The following is a 640-nucleotide window of genomic DNA, read 5'->3' on the forward strand; positions in this document are numbered from 1 at the left end:
GTAGCGGCCATTACGGCTGCGATTTGTACAGGGAAAGACGCACATGAGGATTCGAAAAAGCGTTACCTTGCAGGGATTGCCTGTGGCCTCTTTTATATGGTAGTCGGGATATTTGGTGTTACGCTGGCTTCGCTTTTCCTCATCCTTCCCACCACATTTATTGCGACGTTGGCAGGATTGGCGCTGCTCGGCACAATAGGCGGCAGCCTGGCCAACGCTTTAACGGAGCCAAAAGGCCGCGAGACTGCATTGATTACTTTTTTGGCAACAGCAGCCAATGTCACCTTGCTTGGAGTCGGCGGCGCATTTTGGGGATTGGTCGCAGGCCTGGCAGCTCACGCATTGATACATGGGCAATTTCGGAGAAAGCCATATGCTGCGGATGGCTCCTTTCAAGGTGGCCAGAAACCATAATACAGTAGTACGGCTGCACGTATTCCGCATAAGCCTTCTCTGAACAGGTACATACCCGCGAGGCAACACTATAGGAAAAAAAGTATATACGGATCGATCTATACCGTTTGCGAATATGTGGTGATGAGCAATACATCACACATCCCGAGTATAACAAAAGCTCCAAAATCGACAAAAGGTCAGATTCAAGAGCTCGTTCATTGTTAAGTTGATGCGGTCGAGAGGA

At 49.4% G+C, this 640-nt stretch carries 1 protein-coding gene; it reads left to right on the top strand.

Annotation, left to right across the window (positions count from 1 at the left end; genetic code table 11):
• Positions 1-414, top strand: a 414-nt coding sequence (locus QJ48_RS33395; RefSeq protein ID WP_193394540.1) for a benzoate/H(+) symporter BenE family transporter, incomplete at its 5' end; no start/stop codon positions are given.
• Positions 415-640 lie beyond the last annotated feature (226 nt).

This window comes from Paenibacillus sp. A3, assembly GCF_001399685.1.
Classification (GTDB): domain Bacteria; phylum Bacillota; class Bacilli; order Paenibacillales; family NBRC-103111; genus Paenibacillus_G.